Genomic DNA, 21,712 nt, shown 5'->3' with positions numbered 1-21,712 from the left:
TATGCATGTGTCTGCGGCGCACAATGAAAAACGCCACCGCATGCGGTGGCGTTCGCGCCGGTCAAACGGCTGGCTTACTTCCGCTCGGCGGCCGACTTGTCGCGCGCCGCGCGGAATTCCGACTCCTTCGCCCAGTTCGGCCAGTTGCCCGAATTGGCCAGGTCCCTGCCCAGCGCATACAGCAGCTCCAGGTCGCGCGCCATGCCGGTGAAGGGCCAGCTCGGGTCGAAAGCGTCCGACGGCTGGTGGTAGTTCTTCTCCGTGTAGGCTTCTTCGGTGGCCTTCCCTGCCCTCACGCCGCCTTCGACGCGGTCCATGCCCGAGCCGAACGAGAGCGCCGGCACGCCGCGCTTGGCGAAGGGGAAGTGGTCGGAGCGGAAGAAGTAGCCCGCTTCCGGTTTCGGGTCCGGCGAATAGCTCAGGTTCCACTGTTTGGCCTTGGCCACCAGCTGGTCCAGCAGCTCTTGCTTGGCGTTGCCCGTGATGTTGAAGTCGCGCGACGGGCCGTGCGGGCTCAGGGCGTCCATGTTGATCACGGCGACGGTCGACGCCAGCGGATACAGCGGGTTCGAGGCATAGTACTCGGAACCGAGCAGGCCCTTCTCTTCCGCCGTCACTGCCAGGAACACGACGCTGCGCGCTGGCGCCGGCTGCTTGCCGTAGGCGCGCGCCAGTTCCAGCATGGCGGCGATGCCGGTGGCGTTGTCGACGGCGCCGTTATAGATCTTGTCGCCCTTGGCGTCCGGCTGGCCTACCCCCAGGTGGTCCCAGTGGCCGCTATAGATCACGTACTGGTTCGGCTGCTTGCTGCCTTCGCGGATCGCGACCACGTTCTTCGACTTGATCACCTGCGCATCGACCGCGTAGTCGGCCGACAGGGTGATGCCCTTCAGTTCGACCGGCTTGAAATCGCGCGTCTGGGCCTGCTTCTTGGCCGCCTCGAAATCGAGGCCGGCCGACTTGAACAGGCTGGCGGCGAGGTCGCGCTGGATCCAGGCTTCCATCGGCGCGTGCGACTTGAGCGGCTCCTTGCGTACCACGTCGTACATCACGTTGGTGTTCGAATTCTTCACGGTCGGCCAGCCGTAGGAGGCCGGCGCGGTTTCGTGCACGATGATGGTGCCCAGCGCGCCGCGGCGCGCCATTTCCTCATATTTGTAGGTCCAGCGGCCGTAATAGGTCATCGCCTTGCCGCCGAATTCGCCTTTGCCGGTCTCGAAGTCCGGGTCGTTGATCAGGACCACGGCCAGCTTGCCCTTCAGGTCCATGCCCTTGAAGTCGTCCCACTTGCGCTCCGGCGCGGTGACGCCGTAGCCGACGAAGACCAGCGGCGCGTTCTTGAAGCTGACCTGCTTCATACCGCTCATCGAGGCGCGCACCGCCATGTCCTCGCCCTGCCTCAAGCTGCGGCTCTTGCCGCCCTCAGTCAGGTTCAGCGTGACCGGGCCCTTGATTTCAAAGCGGCCCAGGGGCACGTCCTGGGTCCAGGCGCGCTTGCCGCCTGCGAGGTCGCCGCCCGGCTGCATGCCGGCGGCCTTGAACTGCTGGACCAGGTAATCGACGGTCTTGGTCTCACCCGCGGAATTCGGGGCGCGGCCCTCGAAGTCGTCCGAGGACAGGACCTTCACGTCCTGGGACAGGCGTTTGGGATCGAACTTCGGCGTTTCCGCCGCGTAGCTAGTGGCCGCGGCCACGCCGATCAAGGCAAGAGTCAGGTTTTTCAATGCAGGGCTCCCTTGTTGAGAAAGTGCAAGGCGGCCACAGTACCACGCAAATCGGGCCGCTTCCACTCCTTCTCCCCACCGGTGCAGGCCCGCAGCGCCGTGCTGCCGCTCCCTGCAGTTCACGACACGGACTTGTCTTCAAATTGAACCGACTATTTAAAGGATTTTCCAGTTCACCAACTGGACAACGGGTCGATATCAGCTAATATTCTTTAGACAATCTCGGTACAACCAACCAAGGAGCGCAAGATGAAGAAGATCGTACTCGGCAGCCTCATGGCCTTCTCCCTGACGGCCGCGCAGGCTGCGGACATCGTGGACACCGCGAAGTCGGCAGGCAGCTTCAACACCCTGATCACCGCCGTGCAGGCTGCGGGCCTGGTCGATACCCTCAAGGGCCCGGGACCGTACACGGTGTTCGCGCCGACCGACGCGGCCTTTGCCAAGATCCCGAAGGCCAAGCTGGACGCCCTGCTGAAGGACAAGGCCGCACTGACCAAGGTCCTGACCTACCACGTGGTGCCGGGCAAGGTGATGGCCGCCGACGTCAAGCCGGGACCGGTCAAGACCGTGGAGGGCAGCAGCCTGACCGTCAGCGCCAAGGGCGGCACGGTCTCGGTCGACAAGGCCAAGGTCGTCAAGACCGACGTGGCGGCCGACAACGGCGTCATCCATGTCATCGACTCGGTGATCATGCCGAACTAATTCGCCCTCCCCCAGGCGATGCCGGCCAGCTTGCGCTGGCCGTTTTTTATTGAAAGCGGCACACGCATGGGATGCGATAATGCCTTCTCTACACCATCGCGGAGAAGCCCATGCCCCATATTGCCGGTATCGATCACGTCCAGGTCGCCACTCCTCCGGGCGCCGACGATGAAGCGCGTGCCTTCTACGGCGGCGTGCTGGGCCTGGCCGAGGTGCCGAAGCCGGCGCCGCTGAACGCCAATGGCGGCGTGTGGTTCAGCGCCGGCGCCTCGCAACTGCACATCGGCGGCCAGGCCAACTTTGTGCCGGCCAAGAAGGCGCATCCGGCCTTCTTTGTCGAGGATTTCGACGCCTATTGCGCCCTGCTGCGCGAACGCGGCGTGGAGGTACGCGAGGAAGCCCAGGTCTATGGACGGCGCCGCGCGGGCATCGAAGATCCCTTCGGCAACCGGGTCGAGCTGATCGAGGCTGCGCAAGGCTGAGCGCCCTTGCACAATCGCGATTCTGAACGATACTGAAAGCCCATCCTTTCCCTGCAGGAGACGGCGATGAGCGAGCAGCAGAATGTCGACCTGGTGCGCCAGGCCTATACGGCGTTTGCCAACCACGATCTCGAGCATGTGCTGGGGTGCATGGCGCCGACGATCTCCTGGGAGATCCCGGCCGTGCCCCAGCTCTGCTTCACCGGCAGGCGCCAGGGCCGCGAACAGGTGGCCGAGTACTTCCGGATGAACAGCGAACTACAGGAAACGCGCGAATTCACGCCGCGCGAATTCATCGCCCAGGGCGACAAGGTGGTGGTCCTCGGCCACGGCGCCTGGACCGCGCGCGACACCGGCCGCGAATTCGAAAGCGACTGGGTGCACATCTTCACGGTCGCCGACAGCCAGATTACGGCCTTCCGCGAATTTCTCGATGTGCATGTCGCGGTGGAGGCTTTCCAATGTTTTCCGCTCGCCAAAGGGGCGTCTGCTCCGGCGCCGCATTGAGCGGAAAAAGAAAACGCCACCTTGCGGTGGCGTTCGCGTGGACAGACCAGACTGGCCTTACCAGAAGATCACGCGATCCTTCGGGTCCAGGTACATCTTGTCGCCCGGCTTGACCCCAAAGGCTTCGTAGAAGCCCGGGTGGTTGCGCAGGCTGCCGTTGACGCGGAATTCCGCCGGCGAGTGCGGGTCGGTCTTGACCTGCGAGATCAGCGCGGCGTCGCGCGCCTTGCCCTTGCGCGCCTGCGACAGCCCCATGAACAGGCGCTGTTCAGCGGTGAAGCCGTCGATCACCGGACCAGGCTTGCCCTTCAGGTAGATCTTGTAGGCGCGGCTGGCCATGATGGCGCCGGCGTTGTCGGCGATGTTCTCGCCCAGGGTCAGTTCGCCGTTCAGGTGGTAGCCCGGCAGCGGGCTGTAGCCGGCGTACTGGTCGACCAGCACCTTGCCGCGTGCGGCGAACTGCTTCGCGTCTTCCTCGGTCCACCAGTTGCGCAGGTTGCCGTCGCCGTCGTATTGCGAACCCTTGTCGTCGAACGCGTGGCTGATCTCGTGGCCGATCGAGATGCCGACCGAACCGTAGTTGACCGCCGGTTCGGCGTCGGCGTCGTACAGCGGATACTGCAGGCGCGCGGCCGGGAACACGACTTCGTTCAGGGTCGGGCTGTAGTAGGCGTTGACGGTCTGCGGCGACATGCTCCACACGCTGCGGTCGACCGGCTTGCCGAGGCGGTTCACCATGTAGTCGTGGCCGAACTCGCGCGCACGCATCATGTTGCCGACCAGGTCGCCCCGCACGATCTTCAGCTTCGAGTAATCGCGCCACTTGTCCGGGTAGCCAATCTTCACGTTGATCTTGGCGAGCTTGGCGTGCGCCTGCTTCCTGGTCTCGGGCGACATCCATGCGAGCTGGTCGATGCCTTCACCGAAGGCGGTAATGAAATTCTTCGCCATGTCCAGCACCTGCTGCTTGCGCTCGGCCGGGAAGTGGCGGCTGACGTAGGCCTTGCCCACCACTTCGCTCAGGGTGCGGTTCACTTCCGCGATCGCGCGCTTCTCCAGTGGACGGTTTTCCTTCTGGCCCGACAGCACCGCGCCGCGGAAGGCGAAGCTCTCGTCCACGAAGGCCTGCGACAGGTAGGGAGCGTAGGAGCTCAGCATGCGGAACTCGAAGTAGGACTTCCAGGTGTCGACCGGGGTTGCGGCAATCAGCTTGTCCAGGCCTTCCAGGTAGGACGGCTGGCTGACGATCACCGAGCCCACCTTGCCGGCGCCCGTGCCCTTCAGGTAGCTGTTCCAGTCGAAGCCCGGCGCCAGGGCACGGAGCTCGGCCAGGGTCTTCTTGTTGTAGCGCTTGACCGGATCGCGGTTCTCGACCTTGGTCCACTGGATGCGGGCGATCCCCGTTTCCAGCGCCACGATGTCCTGCGCCTTGGCGGCGACATCCTGGTGGCCGGCCAGCGCCAGCATCTTCTCGACGTGGGCCTGGTACCTGGCGCGGGTGTCCTTCAGGCGCGCATCGCTATCGTTCAGGTAATAGTCGCGGTCCGGCATCCCCAGGCCCGACTGCGAAATGCTGACCACGTAGCGGGTCGAATCCTTGTTGTCCTGGCCGACGTACATGCCGACCGGGCCGTCCACGCCGATGCGGTCGAGGCGTCCCATCAGGGTCGCCAGGCCGCGCTTGTCCTTCAGCGCCTGGATACGCGCCAGTTCGGTCTTGAGCGGCGCCAGGCCAAGCTGGTCGCGGCGCGCCTGGTCGATGTAGCTGGTATAGAGGTCACCGATCTTCTGGGCTTCGGTGCCGGCCTTCGCATCACGGCTAGCGGCGGCTTCGGCGACGATGGCGGCGATCTGCTGCTCGACCTTGTCCTGGGCGATGTTGAAGGCGCCCCAGCTGGAACGGTCGGACGGGATCTCGACGTCCTTCAGCCATTTGCCCTGGGTGTAGCGGAAGAAGTCGTCTTGCGCGCGCACCTCGCGGTCCATCGCGGCGACCTCGATGCCAGACACCGCGCCGGCGACGGCAGCCGACGGGGCGGCGGTATTGGCGGGGGCGCCCTCGTGCGCACCGGCCTGGGATGCGACTGCGAACAGGCCTGCGATCAGGGTGCTGCACAAGCTAGGCTTCATGACTCTCTCTCTCCGTGTTGTTGGTATGGAACCGGACGATCCTAATCCAACAGACTGAGCCATGCCAAGCGCATTTTTGTATGCAGTTTGTTTCACGCCGCCCGTCAATACAAGGCGTATCGCTAGGTTCCGCGCACCACCTGCAGCTTCACCTTCTTGCCCTGGCGGTAGGTGTAGAGCGTCATGGCGGCGTTGCGCAGGTCGCCCTTCGGGTCAAACGCGATGCTGCCAGTGACGCCTTCGTGCTTCACGCCTGCCAGCGCCGGCAGGAAGCGCGCCGGCTCGCTGGAGCCGGCCTTCTGCATCGCCGCGGCGAACACCATCACCGCATCGTAGGCATAGGGCGCATAGGTCTCGACCGGGTGGCCGTAGCGCTGGCGGAAACGCTCGCCGAAGGCGTTGAAGGCTGCTTCCTGGGCGCCGGTGACGCCGCCCGCCACGGCGCAGAAGACCTTGTCGTCGCCCAGTGCGTCGCCGGCCAGCAGCGGCAGCTTTTCGGAACAGACGCCGTCGCCGGCCACGAACCTGGCCTGCAGGCCCAGGGTCTTCATCTGCTTGAGCATGGGGCCGGCCACCGCGTCCATGCCGCCATAGAACACGATGTCCGGCTTGTGGCCGCGGATCTGGGTCAGGATGGCGCTGAAGTCGGTGGCCTTGTCGTGGGTGAACTGGCGGCTGACGATAGTGGCGCCCTTGGCGCGCACTTCACGCGCGAACTGGTCGGCCAGGCCCTGGCCGAAGGCGGTGCGGTCGTCGATCACGGCGATACGCTTCGCCCCAAGGGCGCCGAGCGCATGGCGCGCCAGGGTGCGGCCGATCAGGGCGTCGTTGGCGACCACCCGGAACGCGGTCTTGTAGCCCTGCGCCGTGTACACCGGCGTGGTGGCGGCCGGGGAGATCTGCGGGATGCCGGCGCTGGCATAGATCTTCGAGGCCGGCACCGTTGGCCCGGAATTCAGGTGGCCGACCACGGCCGCCACGCGGGCGTCGACCAGCTTCTGGGCCACCATGGTGCCGGTCTTGGGGTCGCTGGCGTCGTCCTCGGCCTGCAGCACCCACTTGATCTTCTTGCCGCCGATCGCGATGCCCTTCGCGTTCAGCTCGTCGATCGCCATGCGGGCGCCGTCCTCGATGTCCTTGCCCTGGTGGGCGCCGGGGCCGGACAGCGGCGAGGCCGTGCCGATCTTCACGATGGTCTGGGCGCCGGCCGGAGCGGCCAGCAGGAGGGAGGAAACGAGGGCGGAGCAAACGGCGGCAGGTCGCATGGGAAGCTTTCTCGAATGAATGCTTCCGATTGTACTGCCGGGCACGCGCGCCACCAACCGTGACGCGCGGCCGTGCTCAGCTTAATGGAGGACGTCGGGGGTGCGCTTGATGATCACGGCTTCGAGGTATTCGGCCGGCACCACCAGCGAATTGTCACCCGCGATGTTGGAACGCTCGAGCAGCGCAGTGAGCTCCTGTTCCAGCGCCTGCTGGCCCGCCGGGTCGAGCGCGCCGAAGGCCTTGAACACCGGCCCGTAGTAGTCGCGGAATACCTGGATCATGTGCGCCGGCGAGGCGTAGCGGAAGTGGAAGATGCGCGGCTGGGCGCGGATGCTGGCGGCCTGCGCGCCGAACAGCTGGCGCAGGTAGTCCTCGGTGCCCCACATCGCCGGCGACACCAGGCCAGCAGGCGGCGGCACGTAGCGGCCCACGGTCTTGAACATCTGGCCGATGAAGCCGGACGGGGTCCAGCTGGCGACGCCGATGCGCCCGCCCGCGCGCACGACGCGCATCATCTCGGCGGCGCAGCGCGCATGGTCGGGCGTGAACATCACCCCGAAGGTGGACAGCGCGACGTCGAAGCTGGCGTCATGGAACGGCAGGGCCTCGGCATCGGCTTCGCGGAACGCGATGTCCAGGCCTTCGGCGGCGGCGCGCGCGCGGCCCTTCTCGAGCAGGGCCGGCACGTAGTCGGTCGAGGTCACGCGCGCGAAGCGGCGCGCCGCGGCCAGCGTGGCGTTGCCGTTGCCGGCGGCGATGTCGATCACCCGCTCGTTGGCGCGGATGTCGGCGGCTTCGGCAAGCGACTCGCCGACGATCTGCAGCGTGACGCCGATGATGGCGAAGTCGCCGCTGGCCCAGGTGGCCTGCTGGCGCTGCTTGACGGCGGCGTAATCCGGTGGCGATGCGGCGGGCATCGGGGCGTCGGGCGGCTGGCGCGGCGACGGCGTGGAAGTGCTGGGTTCGCTCATGATGGTCTCCTTGGAATGACCCGGCAAGGGGTCACCCCTTGGACCGGCGGCGCGCCACAAGATTCCGCTGCGCACGGCTGGCGGCGTCGGTGCGCCGGGGTTCCGGAAGCGGCGATATACTGGATTCATAGCCTGATCGACATGCTTGGCGGCATATCGATCGCCATGACACGCCTAACAACTCACTACTGACAGGGGGTAGCATGCCAACAACCTGGATTCTTTCGGCCAACGCCGGCCGCGCGAGGTTCTTCTCGGAGTCCGATCCGACCGAACCGCTGCAGGAAATCGAAGACATGGTCAATTCCGCCGTCCAGCTGCGCACGTCGGAGAGCGAAACCGACCGGCTGGGACCGACCTCGGCAGCGGGCAGCGGCCACAACATCGGCATGGGGCAAGGCGCCAGCCTGTCCCACAATGCCCAGGCCGGGGCGCCGAACAAGCAGTGGGAGCCGAACCAGACGCCGCAGGAACGTGCGACGGAAATGTTTGCCAAGGACATTGCCGCTTACCTGCTGAAAGCACAGCAGGAAGGCCGTTTCCAGCAGCTGATCGTGTCGGCCTCGCCCGAGTTCCTGGGCGCGCTGCGCCCGGAACTGCACAAGGAGGTGCAGCAGGCGATCAAGGCGGAGTTCAACAAGGACTACACCCACTCGAACGCCCAGCAACTGCGCGAACAGCTGCACGCCCAGCAGGCCAAGCTGCACTGAGCCGTGTTGTCATAAGCTGGCGCCAGCCGCGGCTGGCGCTTTTTTTACGCCAGCGCCAGCGCCGTTTCCTCGGCGCAAATGCGGTTGCGTCCGCCCTGCTTGGCGACGTACAGCATCGCGTCGGCGCGCAGGAACAGTTCGTTCTCGCTGCGGTATTCGGGATAGGCGGCCACGCCGCCGCTGAAGGAAAACTGGCGCAGTTCGCCCGGCCCCACCTCGAACGGGATCGCACCGAAAGCCTGGCGCAGCGCGTCGAGCCGGCGCCTGCCCTCCTCCCGGGTGCAGTCCCAGAACACCATGACGAATTCCTCGCCGCCGAAACGGCTGAGCAGGTCGTGCTCGCCCAGCTGCGTCGACAGGCTCAGGGAAAGCCGCTTGATCACGATGTCGCCGAAGTGGTGGCCCCAGGTGTCGTTGATGGTCTTGAACTTGTCGATGTCGATCACGCCCAGGGCCAGCGGCCGGCCCTCCTGGGCCGCGCGCCGGATCAGGCCCTGTGCCTTCTTCTGCAGCCCGACCTTGTTGAGCAGACCAGTGGCGCGGTCCTTGCCGATCAGGTCCTTGTTGATGCGAATCTTGTCGGCGCGGCCGACCAGCTGGGCCGCCAGGAGGTCGGCCTCGCAGTTGGCCAGCACCATGTCGAAACCGTCCGCCAGGGCGCGCCGGGTCAGGGCCGGATCGGGACGACACTGCAGCAGCGCGATCTCGCGCACGGGGTCGGCCTCGATGTTTTTCTGCAGCACGCGGACGATGGCGTCGGTGCGGCCGTATTCGCTGTCCGTGATCAGCACCAGGTCCGGCTGCAGCTCCTTGACCCGCAGGTGCAGGGTCTGGGCGTCAGGGTGGCGCAGCACCTCGACGCCGCGCGCCAGCAGGGCCGCATCGTCCAGCACCGCGTCGCCCAGCACCACCATGCGCACCGGATCGCCGCGTTTTTTCTGCACGAACAGCTTGAACAGCTTGTCGACCAGCACGTCGTTGGCGATCGGCTTTTCGGCATAGGCCAGGCAGTGGCTGTCGACCAGGCGCTGCTGCAACATGAAACGGCTGCCCTGGCGCGCGCTCTGCAGGTAGATGTAGCTGTGGTCGCCCGGCAGGCGCTGCAGCAGCTCGCCCAGCAGCAGGGTACGGCGCCCGTCCGGCATGTCGGCCTGCAGGTTGTGCAGGGCATCCAGGTCGATCACGTACAGGTTGTCGCCGCCGTCGTGGGCCACCGCGTCCACGAAGCGCGAGACGTCGTCGAAAAACAGGATGTCGAAGTCGTACTTGTGGGCGTGCAGCAGCAGCTCGGCCCGGTTGTCCTTGATGAAGAAACTTTGCGAGAGCAGCAGGACATGGTTCCTGTACAGCGGCGCGGGGTGCGGCATGTTTTCTCGACTTCCTTGCTGAATGATGCATTCTTGCATTTATTGCAGGAATCTTCATTGTGTCGCGTCACACGGCAAAACGCAATCGGCTATGCATGCGGGAAATAAAAAAGCCGGCCCGTATGCGACAGGGCCGGCTTTGGCAGCATTGCACGACCGCCGGGGCGGCCGCGCAGCTTGCCGCTTAGAGTGCCTCTTGCGGCTGGCGGCGGGCGTTGAGGAACGGCGGCACCGGATCGGTGGTGTCCACTTCGATCAGCGTGGTGGCAACCGTCGCACCGCCAGTCTTGTAGCCGATGGCGCCCATGTGACGCTTGCCGACTGCCAGGCCCGACCACGACAGGCCGACCTGGGTGACGCCGCCAACCACCACGACGCTCGGTGCGACCGCCTTGAAGTTGCCGCCGGTGGAGGTCGGGGTGACGATCCACGAGGACAGCTTGTAGGTGTCGGCGCCGCCCTTCGGCTCGTAACCGATCACGCAGACGCGGTAGTCGCCTGCGACCGGGTTCACGAACTGCACGTTCTCGTTCGAGGTCCCGTTGCCGCTGCTGCCCACTGCAGCGTAGGCGCCGTTGCTGCCCTTGCGCATCACGAGCAGGTCGAGGTCGCTGTTACCGCCCGAGGTTTCGCTGTCAAACGTGGCGAAACGGGCCAGCATGGTGCCGGACGCGATCGTGAAGTCATGGGCATTGACGCCGGTGCCGCCGCCAGCCGCGCAGGCTGCGGTGGTGACCGTGGAAGTGATCACTGGTGCCTGCAGCACGGTCCTGGTGTCCTGGGTAGCCGGGATCAGGCCGCCCTTGGCCAGCGTCATCACGCCACCGAAACCGGTGCCGAGGGTGATGAACTTGCTGCCCGAGGTCGCTTCGCTCGTCACCGAGCCGACAGCTGCGATCGAGGCGGCGCGCACGGTCAGCGGGCTGCGGACCACGTGGCCGGCGTTGTCGTTCCAGGTCAGGTTGCCATAGACCCAGGTGTTGAACGGCGCAGTGGTGCGGGTCAGCTTGACGCTGAAGTCGGCCTTCTGGCCCGGGGCCAGGGTCAGCGACGACGGTTCCACCGTCACGTTGAAGCCGCTCAGGCTGACGGTCGGGTTATAGGTCGCGGTGGTCGCACCGACGTTGGTCACGGTACGCTTCAGGGTCTGCACGCCCAGCACGTTGGCGGCGGTGAGCGAGGCCAGGTTCAGGTCGTACGGCTGGATCGAACCGAAGTTGGTGCAGGTGGCCGAAGACGGATTCAGCGCGCTTGCGCCGCACATGAAGCGGATCCAGTCCGTCATGCCGGCGTCGTACACCAGGCCCGGGTCGTCGGCGTTGGTCGGACGCACGAAGCCGGCGCCCTGGCCCCATGGCAGGTTGCCGTTGAAGCGGGCGGTCGGGTCCCAGGCCTGGGCGCCGTTCTGGGTATCGCCGAAGACGTTCATCGCGGTCGTCATCAGCGCCGACTTGATCATCATCGGAGTCCAGTCCGGGTGGCGCTGCTTGAGCAGGGCCGCGATGCCGGCGATGTGCGGCGAGGCCATCGAGGTGCCACTGTAGAACGCGAAGTCGCTGACCGGCGACGCCTCGCCGGCGGCAACCGCGTTGCGCTGGGGCTTGGTCAGGTCGGCGGTGACGGCGGCCAGGATGTCGCTGCCCGGCGCCGAGACGTCCGGCTTCAGGATGTTGGCGTTGGCGACGTTCGGGCCGCGCGAGGAGGTCGCGCTCATCTGCGGTGCCTGCACGGTCGGGTCGAGCACGCCACGCAGGTTGCCCATTGCCGCGGTCGCATTCGGGTTGGACGCCATGTAAGCCTTCAGCTTGTCGCCGTCGACGTAGGCCAGGTGCACGGTCGAGACGGTGTGGGCCTGGTTGATGATGGTGTTGGCCGAGGTTGCCGTGTTGGCGATAATGACGCCGACCGCGCCGGCGGTCTTGCCGTTGGCGCTCTTGTTGACCAGTACGTTTCCTCCGCGGTCGCATACCAGGATCTTGCCAGTCACCTTGGCTGGATCCAGGTAGACCGGGGTGTTGGCGCCGTCGGCCTTGCCGTAGCAGAGGTTCAGATTGGCGTTGTCCGGATCGATACCCGGCATGGCGGCGTCGCGCGCCCGGATCAGCTGGGTCGGCTCGTTCTTGGCATTGCCCGAAGCGCCGGTCAAAATCACTCCGTCGCCGAGCGTGACGTCGCCCACATAGAGGCGGTTGTGGGTGGCGTTGCCGACCGAGGTCAGCCATGGGCTGAGGTGGGCGGTCGGGGTGACGTTGGTGGCGCCAGGGCCGCCGTTGCCGGCCGAGGTGGCGACGAAGACGCCGGCCGCGGCCGCGCCCAGGAAGGCCTGCTCGGTCGCTTCGGTGAAGGTGCCGCCGCCGGCGTTCGGGCCGATCGAGAAGTTGATGACGTTGACGCCGTCCTTGACCGCCTGTTCGATCGCGGCCACGCTGTTCGAGGTGGCGCAGCCGTTGCTGGCAGCGGTACTGTTGGCGGTGTTCGAGGACCAGCACACCTTGTAGGCGGCGATACGGGCGCGCGGCGCCATGCCGCTCACCTTGCCCAGGCTCAGGCCATTGGTAACGGCCGGCGTACCGGCATTGCCGGCTGCGGTGCTGGCGGTGTGGGTGCCGTGGCCACCCTTGCCGTCGACGCCTGCGACCGAATCGCGGGCCGAAGCGAACTCGGTCCAGTGCAGTTGCTGGCTGGCGGCCTTGAAGTAGCGTGCGCCGATCAGCTTGTTGTTGCAGTTCGCAGCCGAGAAGCCTTCGCCGGTGTCGCAAGCGCCCTTCCAGCTGCTCGGCGGCGCGCTGTAGACCAGCTGGTCGCCGGTGTGGCTCGGGGTGCCGGTGGCGGAATCGACGCGGTCGGCGAAGCTGGCGTGCTCCGGCCAGATGCCGCTGTCGACGATACCGATGATCATGTCTTCGCCGGCAGCGCCCTGGCCGCCGAGCTTGGACCACAGGCCGCCGGGGCCGTCCAGGCCGATGAAGCCCGGGGTGTAGCTGGTATCGAGCTGCAGGATCGAGTCGGCGGTGATGGCCACGACATTGCTGTTCTTCTTCAGCGCGCGCACCTCGTCGTCGGTCAGCATGGCCGAGAAGCCGTTCAGCACGACCTTGTATTCGTTGGTGATCTCGGCGCCGGCGATCGTGCTCATCACGTCGGCTTTCTTGCTGTCGAGGTAGCCGATGTAGGCCTGGACGCTGGCGGCGTCCACGTTCAGGCGCTGGCCAGGGGCCGGCTTGGTGGCGGCCAGGCCGTCGACGCCGCCCTCGTAGGTGGCGACCGGCTTGTCGGCCAGCTGGATGATGTAGGAACGGCGTTCGCCGTCAGCCTGCGCGGCGCTGGCGGCCAGCAGGGACAGCGACAGCAGGACGGCGGAAGTAATTGGACGGAGTTTCATGGTGTGGTATCCAGGCTCAGGCAGCGACGGTGGTGGCGGGTTGGGAAACGGACGACTTGCGGCGGCGCAGCGCAAGCGCGCCCATGCCGAGGCCGATCAGGGCCATGCTGCCGGGTTCCGGCACTTCGGCCAGGTCGATGTTGTCGATGCCGAACTGGGCCTGGCTGATGAGCGGGCTGTTGTCGTCCGGGAAGATGCAGCTGGTGCCGTCGTTGATACAGGCGCGGATGTTCAGGCTGGTCAGGGTGGCGTTCATGAAGTCGGCGGCCAGCATGGCCGAACCGAACATCGGGTTGCCGCTCGCATCGACCGCGCTCGGGAAGTCGAGGGCGGTGAAGATGGTGCCGCCGCCCAGGAGGTTGCCGGTCAGTTGCAGCTGGCCGTAGGAGCCGGCCGCCAGGCCGCCGACCGGGGCCATGAAGCTGAAGTCGAAGCCGCGCAGGCGGAAAGTGGCGTCGGCCCAGTTACGGGTGATCGTGGCAGCGCCGTCGACGACACCGATATAGAAGTTGGTGCTATTGCCGCTCGGGCAGCCGCCCAGGGCGCAGGTGGTCGGATCGCTGCCGTTGACGATGCCGCCGGCCAGGCCGGTGCCGTCGCCGTGGGTGTCGATCACCGACAGGCGGAAGCCGTTTTCGTCAAAGAATTCGCCACCGGCATACACCGTCGGCAGCTGCGATTCGAAATTCAGGACGGCTGCCGCTGCCGGCGCGGAGCCAAGCAGGGCGATTGCGCCGACCATGGCCAGCCCTAGTTTGGAGAGCCCGGTGAGGGCACGGGAAGAACGCGTCACGAAGCTTGGAGTCATTATTGTTTCCGCCTTATGGTTTGAGTAACGATGCGCTGCCGTTGTAGCACTGCTGCATTTATTGCAAGAAATGTGCGTCTCAACTATATCAATGGAGGCATTCTTTTCCCAAAAATGTTGTCAAAAATAAGATTCGAAAATTCACGGATTTTCCTGAATTAAAGATGGATTTCCCTATGAATATTGATCCAAATCATGCGAATTGCATCGTAGTTTTTTTTCTACACATTTTTCTACATGCAAAATATTCTTGACAGACACATTATGGAATGATGCATTTGCTTACAATTTTCCTAACAGAAACACTTCTATTTCTTGACTGAAATATCATGTGTCGTCGATAGGGGTGGGACGTTTTCGCACATGGACCTTGATCCCGCACAAAGCAGTGTCCAAACGCCGTGCGTGGCCCGAACTCTCTCTCTGGCGCCGACCTCCAATGACAATGCGGGCAGCGCAAGCACGCATAGGGGAGACAAGCATGAAACCCGTACGCATCCTCATGGGCGCCGGGGCGGCGGGGGCCGCCGCCATCGCCGCCCTCGCCCTCGCTTCTTCCAGCCCTGCGCCGGACGCGACCAAGGCTGCACAGGCAGGCTTCGATCCGCTGTTCGCCCCCGGCGCCATCTGCACGCCGGCGCGCGCCGGCCGCCCGCCCCTGCTGGACCAGCTCGTGCTGGCCCAGGCCCAGGCCGAAACCGCGCCCTTCAAGCCGGGCCAGGTGGCGGCGCCGAAAGGCGGCGCGCCGAAGGCCGGCGCGGCAGCGCCCGACGCCGCACCGCCCCTGTACGCCAACCTCGGCAGCCTGCACGTGCCAGTCACCACCGCCAGCCCGCGCGCCCAGGCCTATTTCGACCAGGGCCTGCGCCTGAGCTTTGCCTTCAACCACGCCGAAGCCGTGCGCGCCTTCCGCGCCGCCCAGCAGCACGATCCGCACTGCGCCATGTGCCACTGGGGCGAGGCACTGGCGCTGGGACCAAACATCAACGCCCCGATGTTCCCGGAAGCGGCCGCCCCGGCTGCAAGCGCGGCGGCAAAGGCCATCGCGCTCGCACCCGCGGCCACGCCGCCGGAACAGGCCCTGATCCGCGCCATCGCCCAGCGCTACCAGGCGACCCCGCCGGCCGACCGGGCGCCACTCGACCAGGCCTATGCCGACGCCATGGGCGAGGCCGCGCGCGCCTTCCCCAACGACGACACCATCCAGGTGCTGTACGCGGAAGCGCTGATGGACCTGTCGCCCTGGGACTACTGGCAGGCCGGCGGCGCCCAGCCCAGGCCGCGCACCGTGGCCATGCTGGGCGCGCTCGAGCGCGTGCTGGAGCGCAATCCCAGCCATCCGGGCGCGGCCCACTACTACATCCATGCGGTGGAAGCCTCGAGCCATCCGGAACGGGCGCTGCCTGCCGCCAAGGTGCTGGCCCAGCAGATCCCGGGCGCCGGCCACGTCGTCCACATGCCCTCGCACATCTATTACCGGCTCGGCATGTACCGCGAGGCGCTGCAGTCGAACCGCGACGCGATCGCCGTCGACGAGCAATACTTCGGCCGCTCGCCGAGCGACCCGGTGTACCGCGGCGCTTATTACCCGCACAACATCCACTTCGTGATGGTGTCGGCCCTGATGGGCGGCGACGGGCGCACCGCGCTCGAAGCGGCAGGCAAGCTGGACAAGGCAATCCCACCCGAACTGCTGAAGGGTTTCCCCAGCCTGCAGCCGGTCAAGGCGGCGCCCTATTTCTCGCACGTGCAGTTCAGCTCGCCGGAAACCCTGCTGGCCCTGCCCGACCCCGGGCCCGACTTCGTACTGGTCAAGGCGATGTGGCATTACGCCCGCGCCGTCGGCTTTGCGCGCAAGGGCATGCTGGACGAAGGCGGGCGCGAGCTGGCCGCGCTCGAACGCATCGAGCGCACGGCCGACTTCACGCCGATCGCGCAGTGGAGCATCCCGGCGCGCGAGATCGTGCAGACGGCGCGTGCGGTGGCACGTGGACGCCTGCTCGATGCGCGCGGCAAGCTGCCCGAGGCGATGGCCGCCTACCGCGAAGCGATCGCACTGCAGGATGGCCTGCCCTACATGGAGCCGCCCTACTGGTACTACCCGGTGCGCCAGTCGCTGGGCGCGGCGCTGCTGCGCACCGGCCAGCTGGACGCGGCCGAGCAGGTCTTCCGCGATTCGCTGGCGCGCACGCCCAGCAACGGTTGGGCCCTGCGCGGGCTGATCGAGGTCTACCAGAAACGGGGGGATGCGCCGGCGCTGGCGGCGGCGCGCAAGCGCTTCGCCACCACCTGGTTGGGCGAGCCGGGCGGCCCGCAGCTGACGCGGCTGTAGCGGCCTGTTACAGCGCCGCGCTATGCAGGGTCGGCGCGACCCTGCTATAGTGGGTGGGTTCGCGACAGATGCGTCATGCTTCCTGTCCGGCCTCGATAAAACGCTGACCTGTGGTCGGCGTTTTTGCTTTGGGGCCGGCTTTATTGACTGTCAATTCAGATTTGGCAATGCCGGTGTGATGACGCAGCCGCCGGCACCGGAACCTCTACCGAAAAATGATGACCCTGCCATTCAGGGCGCGCCGCCATGCGCAGCGTGGCGCACTGTCCTTCGCATCCTTGAGCCTCGCACTGGCCGCGGCCTGGCCCGGTCCGGCCGCCGCCGTGCCGGCGCCCGCCTACGGCGCCGACCAGCTGAGCACCCTGGTCAATGCCTACCGCATGGCGCCCGGCAGCTGCATGGGCCGCGCCGCCGATCCGGTGGAGGCCCTGGCGCCGCACCCGGCGCTGGCGCGGGTGCGCATCGGCCCCGCCACCTTCATCGAAACCGCGCTCGAGCGTGCCGGCTATGCGGCCGAGCGCGCCGATTCGATCAGCGTCACCGGCCCGGATACCCCGGCGGAAGCGATGGCCGTGCTGCAGCAGAAATACTGCAAGACCCTGCTCGATACCCGCTTCTCGGCCGTCGGTACCTATCGCAGCGGCAATGAATGGACCGTGATCCTGGCGCGTCCGGCGCCGCCGCTGCCCTCGGAAACCTTCCCGGACTGGAACGAGGCCGGCAAGGCCATCCTGGCCGGGGTGAATGCGGCGCGCGCCAGCGCGCGCACCTGCGGCAGCGAGCACTTTGCGCCGGCGCCGCCGGTCATCTGGAACCCGCGCCTGGGCGAGGCCGCGCTGGCGCACAGCCGCGACATGGCGACGCGCCGCTACTTCAGCCACCGCGCCAAGGACGGCAGCCAGCCGGCCGACCGCGCGGCGCGCGCCGGCTATGCCTGGCAGCGCGTGGGCGAGAACATCGCCTTCGGCCAGAGCTCGCCGGAAGAAGCCATGGCCGGCTGGCTCGACAGCCCGGGCCACTGCGCCAACATCATGAATCCCAGCTTTACCGAGATGGGAGCGGCCTACGGCATCGTCGCGGAAAAGCGCAGCGGCCTGGTCTACTGGACCCAGGTGTTCGGCCGGCCGCGCTGATCCTTCAAGCGGTGGATGCGCCTCCGCCGCCGCCCTGCTTGGTCGGGTTCAAGGCCGCGCCGCTGCTGGGGTCGCCGCCCGCCACCGACGTACCCTGGCCGGACGAGGTCCCGGTCCCGGTGCGGGTGTCGTCGCTTGACGCCGCCTCGCCCATCGCATTGCCGCCCGCGGAGGCGCCCGCCGCCGGGCTGCCACCGCCGCCCAGCGAACCGCCCGGCGCACCGGGGCCGCCTTCCGCTGCTCCCTGCGCCCGCATGCCGGCGCCGCCCGGCCCCTGGTTGCCGGACTGGGCCGCCGCTGCCGAGGCATCGGTGCCGCCGGCCGCGCCGACGATCTGCGAACCGGTCTGGCTTGCCTGTCCGCCCTGTGCATTCACCGGGACGGCGCCGCCCTCGGCCAGCGTATCGCTGCGTGTGGCCCCACCTTGCTTGTCGCGTTCCTGATCGCTCATCGCATCCTCCTGTTGAGCTAATGTCACTGGATATCGGACCATTCTGCCCAAGTTCGGGCGACCGGGGCGTTCGTCAGGATGACCCTGGCCTGACCCGCCCACGCAGTCCAGGCGGACGCCCCGGATTATCCATTGCGCTAGACTCGGAGCAAAGGCGGCAACCGGGCCGCGACAGCACAGGGAACCCATGCCACCAAATCTAGGCCTCGTCTGCATCACCGCATCGAAAGACGTCCGCTACCGCACGGTCACGCGCAAGCGCCTGCTCGAGCACAGCCTGGACGGCCAGCGTGCACTGCTCGACGGCCTGTACCGCGACAATATCCAGACCCTGGACAATGCGCTGCGCTACTGCGAAGCCGAGGGCATCCGCCTGTACCGCCTGCCGTCGTCGATCTTTCCCTTCGCCGACGAAGACATCGGACGCGAGGTGCTGGCGCCCTTTGCCGCCACCCTGGCGCGTTCGGGCCGGCGTGCGCTGGAGCGCGGCATCCGCCTGGTCATGCACCCGGACCAGTTTGTGGTGCTCAATTCGGATTCGGAAGGCGTGGTGGCGAACAGCATCAAGATCCTGCAGATGCACGCCGACATCATGGACTTGCTGGAGCAGCCACGCTCGCCCTGGGCCCTGCTCGAGATCCACGGCGGCAAGGGCAACCGGGCCGACGCCCTGGTCGAACGCATCGCCACCCTGCCCGACGCGATCCGCTGCCGGCTGGGGCTGGAGAACGACGAGTACGCGTATGGCGCGCAAGAGATTCACGAAATTTGCCTGCGCGCCGGCGTGCCGATGGTATTCGACGCCCACCACCACGTAGTGCACGACAAACTGTCGAGCTATGAAGATCCGAGCGTGGGCGAGATGCTGCTGAAAGCGCGCGAGACCTGGGCCGAGCCAAGGCACCAGCTGGTGCACATCTCCAACGGCCGCGAAGGCTTCAACGACCGCCAGCATTCCGACCTGATCGAGGTGATGCCCTCGTCCTACCTGGCCGCACCCTACATCGAGATCGAGGCCAAGCTCAAGGAAGAAGCGATCCGCGGCTTGCGCGCCTGGTCGGCTACCACCGCTGCTTAGTGCATTACTGCGCGACTTTCTCCAGCCAGGGCAGCATCACCGCCAGCAGGGCCTCGGGCGCCTCGATCGGCAGCATGTGGCCGCTGTCCTCGATGAGGGCGAAGTCCGAAGCCGGCAGGCCGGCATGCAGTTCCTCGGCTTCCTCGCACGAGCGCAGGCGGTCCTGGCCCGCCGCAATGACGAGGGTCGGGCAGCGAATCTCGTGCAGGCGTTCGCGGTCGCTCGTGCGCACGATGCTCGACTGGCGCCGGAACACCTCGCCGCCCAGGCGCACGCCCATGGCGCGCACGCGATCGATCAGGGCGTCGTTGCCGGCCTGTTGCGGATGCAGCGAAGTGGCGATCGCGGTCTTGCTCAGGCCCGAGAACGAGACCGAGGCCGCGGCCTTGCCGACCGTGCCGCGGCTCTGGCGCAGCGAAGGCGTGTCGGCGCGGGTGGAGGTGGCGATCAAGACCAGCGCACGCACCCGTTCGGGCGCCAGGCGCGCGATCTCGCGGGCGATGTAGCCGCCCATCGAGAAGCCGACCGGGATGAAGCTGCCGGGTGCAGCGGCGACGGCGCGCGCGGCCATCGCTTCGATGCTGTCGTCGTGGCGCAGGTCGGCGTGCAGGACGGGCCCGAATTGTTCCAGGGGGCCGCGCACGTCGTCCCAGAGGGTTTCATCGGCCATGTAGCCGGGTACGAGCAGGATGGACATCGCGCCATGATAGCAAAGGCGCTTCCGTCCCGCTCCCGGCTGCCGGCGTCAGGCTGCTTTCTTCTTGGGCAGGATATCGCTCGCCATCATCTCGCCGAACGGCCCGGTCAGCGATTGCGCGCCGGTCGCCTTTCCCTTGCCCTTGCCCAGCAGCGGGAACACGAGCTCGGCGAAGCGGTAAGACTCTTCCAGGTGCGGATAGCCCGACAGGATGAAGGTCTCGATCCCGAGCTCGGCGTATTCGCGCATGCGCGCGGCCACCGTTTCCGGGTCGCCCACCAGCGCGGTGCCGGCGCCGCCGCGCACCAGGCCCACGCCGGCCCACAGGTTGGGCGAGACTTCCAGCTTGTCGCGGCGCCCGCCGTGCAGGGCGGCCATGCGCTGCTGGCCCACCGAATCCATCTTCGCAAAGGCCGCCTGCGCCCTGGCGATGACCTCGTCGTCCAGGTGGCTGATCAACTCGTCGGCGGCGCGCCAGGCAGCTTCGTTGGTCTCGCGCACAATCACGTGCAGGCGGATGCCGAAGCGCAGCGTGCGGCCGTGGCGTGCGGCGCGCTGCCGGATGTCGTCCAGCTTTTCCTTCACGGCCGCGGGCGGCTCGCCCCAGGTCAGGTAGACGTCCATCTGCGCGGCCGCCAGCTCGTGCGCCGGCTCGGACGAGCCGCCGAAGTACAGCGGCGGTCCGCCCTCCTGCACCGGCGGATAGAGCGTTTTCGCGCCCTTGACCTGGATGTGCTTTCCTTCGAAGTCGAAGCCGGCCGCACCGCCCTCGCCCGCCATGCTGGCGCGCCAGACGCGGAAGAATTCATCCGAAATCTCGTAGCGTTTGGTGTGGTCGGCGAACAGGCCGTCGGCTTCCAGCTCGCCCTGGTCGCCGCCGGTGACGACGTTCACCAGGAGGCGGCCGTCGGACAGGCGGTCAAAGGTCGAGGCCATGCGCACCGCCAGGCCCGGCGTCGACAGGCCCGGCCGCACCGCGACCAGGAACTTGAGCCGGCGCGTCGCGTCGATCAGCGAGGACGCCACGATCCAGGCGTCTTCGCAGGAGCGGCCGGTGGGCAGCAGCACGCCGTCGTAGCCGAGGGTGTCGGCGGCCACCGCGACCTGCTTCAGGTAGGCCGCGTCGACGGCGCGCGCGCCCTCCGAGGTGCCGAGGTAGCGGCTGTCGCCGTGGGTGGGCAGGAACCAGAATACGTCAGGGGTCGACATTGCGGCTCCTCAATTCGCGGCCAGGGGCAGCGTCGCCGCGGCTGGCTGCAGCGGCGCGCGCTGGCGCGGGTCGGCCGCTGGGGCGGGACGCGGCTGGGCGGCGCCCTGCGCTGCCGCTGCCGCGGCGATCCCGGCAAACGCCAGGCCCAGGTCATGCCGGCGCGCGGCGCGGCGGGAAACGTGTTCGTGCATGGATGCTCCTTCGGTCATTGTCAGGCGGCGGCGCGCAGCCGGGGTTCCAGTTCGGCGCCCAGCTGCTCGATGCCCTGCGCGATGCGCGCCGCGATCGGCGGCGCCAGCGCCAGGCCGTATTCGGAATGCCAGGACACCTGGTCGGACGTGGCATAGATGCTGGGCAGGATGAAGCGCGCCGACATCGAGGCCAGCACGGGGCGCAGCGCGTAGTCGAGCGCCAGCATGTGCGACTGGCTGCCGCCGGTGGCGATCGGCAGCACGGCCTTGCCGGCCAGGCCGTCCTGCGGCAGCAGGTCGAGGAAGGCTTTCAGCAGCCCGGTGTAGGCCGCCTTGTAGACAGGCGTGGCCACCACCACCACATCGGCCTCGCGCACCAGCTGCAGCGCACGCGCCAGCTCGGGCTGGGCGCTGTCGGCCTGCAGCAGCGCGTCGGCGGGCAGCTCGCGCACTTCGATGCGCACCGGGCGCTGGCCCTGCAGGGCCAGGCGGTCGCCGATGTATTGCAGCAGCCGCGTGCACGAGGATTGCGGCGAGGGGCTTCCGCCCAATAGTAGGACGCTCATGG

At 67.1% G+C, this 21,712-nt stretch carries 19 protein-coding genes; 7 read left to right on the top strand and 12 right to left on the bottom strand.

The window, feature by feature from the left end; translation table 11 throughout:
• Positions 1 to 74: 74 nt before the first annotated feature.
• Positions 75 to 1,724, bottom strand: coding sequence for a M28 family metallopeptidase (locus LK542_RS22485; RefSeq protein WP_227813657.1), 1,650 nt, complete (start codon positions 1,722 to 1,724; stop codon positions 75 to 77).
• 249 nt (positions 1,725 to 1,973) lie between these two features.
• Between LK542_RS22485 and LK542_RS22480 the strand changes: the two genes are divergently transcribed.
• The 3 genes from LK542_RS22480 to LK542_RS22470 all read left to right on the top strand — a co-directional run bounded on the left by LK542_RS22480 (position 1,974) and on the right by LK542_RS22470 (position 3,418).
• A complete protein-coding gene (locus tag LK542_RS22480; RefSeq protein ID WP_227802907.1) occupies positions 1,974 to 2,429 on the top strand; it encodes a fasciclin domain-containing protein in 456 nt (151 codons plus the stop codon).
• A 110-nt stretch (positions 2,430 to 2,539) separates the two neighbouring features.
• A complete protein-coding gene (locus LK542_RS22475) occupies positions 2,540 to 2,911 on the top strand; it encodes a VOC family protein (protein ID WP_227802906.1) in 372 nt (123 codons plus the stop codon).
• A 66-nt stretch (positions 2,912 to 2,977) separates the two neighbouring features.
• Entirely contained in the window at positions 2,978 to 3,418 is a 441-nt protein-coding gene (locus tag LK542_RS22470) for a nuclear transport factor 2 family protein (RefSeq protein ID WP_227813656.1), read from the top strand.
• 57 nt (positions 3,419 to 3,475) lie between these two features.
• On the opposite strand, the gene LK542_RS22465 is transcribed toward LK542_RS22470, so the two are convergent.
• From LK542_RS22465 to LK542_RS22455, 3 genes are all read right to left on the bottom strand, one after another.
• Positions 3,476 to 5,548, bottom strand: coding sequence for a M13 family metallopeptidase (locus LK542_RS22465; RefSeq protein WP_227813655.1), 2,073 nt, complete (start codon positions 5,546 to 5,548; stop codon positions 3,476 to 3,478).
• Positions 5,549 to 5,670: 122 nt separating this feature from the next.
• Entirely contained in the window at positions 5,671 to 6,813 is a 1,143-nt protein-coding gene (locus tag LK542_RS22460) for a branched-chain amino acid ABC transporter substrate-binding protein (protein WP_227813654.1), read from the bottom strand.
• Positions 6,814 to 6,894: 81 nt separating this feature from the next.
• Positions 6,895 to 7,785 carry a class I SAM-dependent methyltransferase gene (locus tag LK542_RS22455; RefSeq protein WP_227813653.1) on the bottom strand — a complete coding sequence of 297 codons (891 nt, stop codon included), beginning with the start codon at positions 7,783 to 7,785 and terminating at the stop codon, positions 6,895 to 6,897.
• A 203-nt stretch (positions 7,786 to 7,988) separates the two neighbouring features.
• On the opposite strand from LK542_RS22455, the gene LK542_RS22450 reads away from it, so the two are divergent.
• Positions 7,989 to 8,495 (top strand): host attachment protein, encoded by a 507-nt coding sequence (locus LK542_RS22450; protein ID WP_227813652.1) that lies wholly within the window; start codon positions 7,989 to 7,991, stop codon positions 8,493 to 8,495.
• A 44-nt stretch (positions 8,496 to 8,539) separates the two neighbouring features.
• Here LK542_RS22450 and LK542_RS22445 read toward each other — a convergent pair whose 3' ends face one another.
• From LK542_RS22445 to LK542_RS22435, 3 genes are all read right to left on the bottom strand, one after another.
• Complete coding sequence (locus LK542_RS22445; RefSeq protein WP_227813651.1) at positions 8,540 to 9,862, bottom strand: diguanylate cyclase; 1,323 nt, start codon at positions 9,860 to 9,862, stop codon at positions 8,540 to 8,542.
• A gap of 184 nt (positions 9,863 to 10,046) precedes the next feature.
• The gene (locus LK542_RS22440) at positions 10,047 to 13,244 is read right to left on the bottom strand and encodes a S8 family serine peptidase (protein ID WP_227813650.1); all 3,198 of its coding nucleotides are present in this window, start codon (positions 13,242 to 13,244) and stop codon (positions 10,047 to 10,049) included.
• A 16-nt stretch (positions 13,245 to 13,260) separates the two neighbouring features.
• Complete coding sequence (locus LK542_RS22435) at positions 13,261 to 14,052, bottom strand: NF038120 family PEP-CTERM protein (RefSeq protein ID WP_227802899.1); 792 nt, start codon at positions 14,050 to 14,052, stop codon at positions 13,261 to 13,263.
• Between the two features lie 481 nt (positions 14,053 to 14,533).
• On the opposite strand from LK542_RS22435, the gene LK542_RS22430 reads away from it, so the two are divergent.
• Both LK542_RS22430 and LK542_RS22425 read left to right on the top strand, forming a co-directional pair.
• Positions 14,534 to 16,384, top strand: a complete 1,851-nt coding sequence (locus tag LK542_RS22430) for a hypothetical protein (protein ID WP_227813649.1) — start codon at positions 14,534 to 14,536, stop codon at positions 16,382 to 16,384.
• Between the two features lie 218 nt (positions 16,385 to 16,602).
• A complete protein-coding gene (locus LK542_RS22425; RefSeq protein ID WP_227813648.1) occupies positions 16,603 to 17,517 on the top strand; it encodes a CAP domain-containing protein in 915 nt (304 codons plus the stop codon).
• Between the two features lie 4 nt (positions 17,518 to 17,521).
• On the opposite strand, the gene LK542_RS22420 is transcribed toward LK542_RS22425, so the two are convergent.
• On the bottom strand, positions 17,522 to 17,968 hold the full coding sequence (locus LK542_RS22420) for a hypothetical protein (RefSeq protein WP_227813647.1): 447 nt from the start codon (positions 17,966 to 17,968) through the stop codon (positions 17,522 to 17,524).
• Between the two features lie 187 nt (positions 17,969 to 18,155).
• Here LK542_RS22420 and uvsE point away from each other — a divergent pair, with 187 nt between their 5' ends.
• On the top strand, positions 18,156 to 19,046 hold the full coding sequence (uvsE, locus tag LK542_RS22415; protein WP_227813646.1) for a UV DNA damage repair endonuclease UvsE: 891 nt from the start codon (positions 18,156 to 18,158) through the stop codon (positions 19,044 to 19,046).
• Between the two features lie 4 nt (positions 19,047 to 19,050).
• Here the strand turns inward: uvsE and LK542_RS22410 are convergent, their stop codons facing one another.
• Genes LK542_RS22410 through ssuE form a run of 4 tightly spaced genes read right to left on the bottom strand, consistent with a single transcriptional unit; the run spans position 19,051 to position 21,710 of the window.
• Positions 19,051 to 19,743 (bottom strand): alpha/beta fold hydrolase, encoded by a 693-nt coding sequence (locus LK542_RS22410; protein ID WP_227813645.1) that lies wholly within the window; start codon positions 19,741 to 19,743, stop codon positions 19,051 to 19,053.
• A 48-nt stretch (positions 19,744 to 19,791) separates the two neighbouring features.
• Positions 19,792 to 20,952, bottom strand: coding sequence for an FMNH2-dependent alkanesulfonate monooxygenase (gene ssuD, locus LK542_RS22405; RefSeq protein WP_227813644.1), 1,161 nt, complete (start codon positions 20,950 to 20,952; stop codon positions 19,792 to 19,794).
• Between the two features lie 9 nt (positions 20,953 to 20,961).
• Positions 20,962 to 21,144 (bottom strand): hypothetical protein, encoded by a 183-nt coding sequence (locus LK542_RS22400; RefSeq protein ID WP_227802892.1) that lies wholly within the window; start codon positions 21,142 to 21,144, stop codon positions 20,962 to 20,964.
• 20 nt (positions 21,145 to 21,164) lie between these two features.
• The gene (gene ssuE / locus LK542_RS22395; RefSeq protein WP_227802891.1) at positions 21,165 to 21,710 is read right to left on the bottom strand and encodes an NADPH-dependent FMN reductase; all 546 of its coding nucleotides are present in this window, start codon (positions 21,708 to 21,710) and stop codon (positions 21,165 to 21,167) included.
• Positions 21,711 to 21,712: the final 2 nt, after the last annotated feature.

The sequence above is a fragment of the Massilia sp. IC2-477 genome (assembly GCF_020707265.1).
Taxonomy (GTDB): domain Bacteria; phylum Pseudomonadota; class Gammaproteobacteria; order Burkholderiales; family Burkholderiaceae_D; genus Telluria.
This window is presented reverse-complemented; position numbering and strand designations above follow the sequence as displayed.

Bases quoted from the DNA above. Each gene is read 5' to 3' on its own strand.
- LK542_RS22480 (WP_227802907.1), top strand. From the start codon at position 1,974: ATGAAGAAGATCGTACTCGGCAGCCTCATGGCCTTCTCCCTGACGGCC.
- LK542_RS22475 (WP_227802906.1), top strand. From the start codon at position 2,540: ATGCCCCATATTGCCGGTATCGATCACGTCCAGGTCGCCACTCCTCCG.
- LK542_RS22470 (WP_227813656.1), top strand. From the start codon at position 2,978: ATGAGCGAGCAGCAGAATGTCGACCTGGTGCGCCAGGCCTATACGGCG.
- LK542_RS22465 (WP_227813655.1), bottom strand. From the start codon at position 5,548: ATGAAGCCTAGCTTGTGCAGCACCCTGATCGCAGGCCTGTTCGCAGTC.
- LK542_RS22460 (WP_227813654.1), bottom strand. From the start codon at position 6,813: ATGCGACCTGCCGCCGTTTGCTCCGCCCTCGTTTCCTCCCTCCTGCTG.
- LK542_RS22455 (WP_227813653.1), bottom strand. From the start codon at position 7,785: ATGAGCGAACCCAGCACTTCCACGCCGTCGCCGCGCCAGCCGCCCGAC.
- LK542_RS22450 (WP_227813652.1), top strand. From the start codon at position 7,989: ATGCCAACAACCTGGATTCTTTCGGCCAACGCCGGCCGCGCGAGGTTC.
- LK542_RS22445 (WP_227813651.1), bottom strand. From the start codon at position 9,862: ATGCCGCACCCCGCGCCGCTGTACAGGAACCATGTCCTGCTGCTCTCG.
- LK542_RS22440 (WP_227813650.1), bottom strand. From the start codon at position 13,244: ATGAAACTCCGTCCAATTACTTCCGCCGTCCTGCTGTCGCTGTCCCTG.
- LK542_RS22435 (WP_227802899.1), bottom strand. From the start codon at position 14,052: ATGACTCCAAGCTTCGTGACGCGTTCTTCCCGTGCCCTCACCGGGCTC.
- LK542_RS22430 (WP_227813649.1), top strand. From the start codon at position 14,534: ATGAAACCCGTACGCATCCTCATGGGCGCCGGGGCGGCGGGGGCCGCC.
- LK542_RS22425 (WP_227813648.1), top strand. From the start codon at position 16,603: ATGACCCTGCCATTCAGGGCGCGCCGCCATGCGCAGCGTGGCGCACTG.
- LK542_RS22420 (WP_227813647.1), bottom strand. From the start codon at position 17,968: ATGAGCGATCAGGAACGCGACAAGCAAGGTGGGGCCACACGCAGCGAT.
- uvsE (WP_227813646.1), top strand. From the start codon at position 18,156: ATGCCACCAAATCTAGGCCTCGTCTGCATCACCGCATCGAAAGACGTC.
- LK542_RS22410 (WP_227813645.1), bottom strand. From the start codon at position 19,743: ATGTCCATCCTGCTCGTACCCGGCTACATGGCCGATGAAACCCTCTGG.
- ssuD (WP_227813644.1), bottom strand. From the start codon at position 20,952: ATGTCGACCCCTGACGTATTCTGGTTCCTGCCCACCCACGGCGACAGC.
- LK542_RS22400 (WP_227802892.1), bottom strand. From the start codon at position 21,144: ATGCACGAACACGTTTCCCGCCGCGCCGCGCGCCGGCATGACCTGGGC.
- ssuE (WP_227802891.1), bottom strand. From the start codon at position 21,710: ATGAGCGTCCTACTATTGGGCGGAAGCCCCTCGCCGCAATCCTCGTGC.